This is a genomic window from Streptomyces sp. OR43, from assembly GCF_008042275.1.
In the GTDB taxonomy this organism is placed as follows: domain Bacteria; phylum Actinomycetota; class Actinomycetes; order Streptomycetales; family Streptomycetaceae; genus Streptomyces.
In genome coordinates this window covers 99,282-100,957 of record NZ_RDBK01000033.1, presented here as the reverse complement: position 1 = coordinate 100,957, position 1,676 = coordinate 99,282, and the positions used below count along the sequence as shown (strand labels likewise).

At 72.7% G+C, this 1,676-nt stretch carries 3 protein-coding genes; all 3 read right to left on the bottom strand.

The annotated features are described in order from the left end of the window. Window positions 1-3 precede the first annotated feature (3 nt). Window positions 4-462, bottom strand: coding sequence for a GNAT family N-acetyltransferase (locus tag EAO72_RS16715; protein ID WP_148018129.1), 459 nt, complete (start codon window positions 460-462; stop codon window positions 4-6). Window positions 463-614: 152 nt separating this feature from the next. Continuing rightward, window positions 615-848, bottom strand: coding sequence for a tautomerase family protein (locus EAO72_RS16710; protein WP_148018128.1), 234 nt, complete (start codon window positions 846-848; stop codon window positions 615-617). A gap of 51 nt (window positions 849-899) precedes the next feature. Continuing rightward, a complete protein-coding gene (locus tag EAO72_RS16705; RefSeq protein ID WP_148018127.1) occupies window positions 900-1,613 on the bottom strand; it encodes an SDR family oxidoreductase in 714 nt (237 codons plus the stop codon). Between the last annotated feature and the right edge of the window lie 63 nt (window positions 1,614-1,676).

The window sequence follows — 1,676 nt, the reverse complement described above, 5'->3', positions numbered from 1 at the left end:
CAACTACCGACCACCGACCACCACCGGCTCCTCTCCCGTCGGGACGAACCCCGTCCGCGTCAGGACCGACCGTGATGCGGTGTTCGTGACGGTGGCTGCCGCGCGGAGCCTCGTCAGGGCGTACGTCGTCGTGCACAGGGTGAACAACTGGCGGACCGTGGACGTCGCCAGGCCCCGGCCCGTGGCCTTCTCGGCCAGGCGGAAGCCCAGTTCGGCCTCGCCGTCCGCCACGTCCACCAGGTTGAAGCGGCCCAGCACCTCGCCGTCCCGTGTCGCCAGTACGTGGAAGTGACAGGCGCCTGTCGCCTGTTCGGCGAGGCGCTCCGCGAGCTGGGCGGCGAAGTGGGTGAAGTAGTCGTCGCCGCGGTCGGGCACCGAGGCCGCGAAGAAGGCGCGGTTCTCCTGCTCGAACGCGAGGAGGGCCGGGGCGTGCTCGGGGCGCAGGCGTTGGAGTTCGGGCATGGCGGCAGCGTATGCGGAGCCGGTGGTGGTCGGTGGTCGGTAGTTGACGGTGGACGGTGGGGGGCTGTCCGGCCGGTCAGGCAGGGCGAGGGGCCGAGGAGGGGGACGGAGCCGGGGTCATGCCGCGAACAGGCTCATGACGGCTGGTGCGGTCAGGCGTCGTCGCGGGGGTCGGCCGGTGTCGGGCCGCCGAGCATGGCGAGGGTCAGGACGTTGCCGGAGATGCCCCAGCCGCCGTCGGCGACCTCTTCGACCAGAACCATGGTGGTATTGCGGGCGCGTTCGCCGTAGATCCCGACGAACAACTCGGTGGTGCGGGTGACGATCTCCTCCTTCTGCTGCGGGGTGAGGGTCTTCTCGGGGACCTTGAAGTTCGCGAAGGGCATGGCTGGTTGTTCCTTTCTCAGTGGGGCGTTACAGGCAGCTGCCCGCGGGGTTCAGATGATTCCGCCGTTGGCGCGGATGACCTGTCCGTTGATCCAGTGGCCGGCGGGGGAGGCCAGGAACGCGACGACCTCGGCGATGTCGGCCGGGGTGCCGAGGCGCTCCAGCGGGGGCTGGGCGGACAGGCGGGCGATGGTCTCCTCGTCCTTGCCGTCCAGGAACAGGTCGGTGGCCGTGGGTCCGGGCGCGACGCTGTTGGCGGTGACGTCCCGGCCCCTCAGCTCCCGGGCCAGGATCAGCGTCAGCGCCTCGACCGCACCCTTGCCGGCCGCGTACGCGCCGTAGCCCGGGAAGGCCAGCCCCACCACGGACGTGGAGAACGTGACGATCGCACCGCCGGGGCGCAGGCGCCGGGCGGCCTGCTGGACGACGACGAACGTGCCGCGGACGTTGGTGCGGTGCAGGTCGTCCAGATCGGCCAGGTCCAGCTCGGCGATCGGGGCCAGGTGCATCCGCCCGGCCGCGTGCACGACGACGTCGACGCCGCCGAACTCCGCTTCGGCCGCGTCGAACAGGGCCGCGACCGCGTGTTCGTCGGCGACGTCCGCGCGCACGGTGATCGCCCGGCCGCCGCTGCTGACGGCCTCCTTCGCGGCGGCTTCGGCCTCGGCCTGGTTGCCGGCGTAGCCGACCACGACGGCGTACCCGTCGGCGGCCAGCCGGCCGACGGTCCGGCGGCCGATGCCGCGCGAGCCGCCGGTGACGATCGCGACGCGGGGTGAGGCGGAGGGCCGGGACGGGGCGGCGGTCCCGTCGGCGGAAGCGGCGGA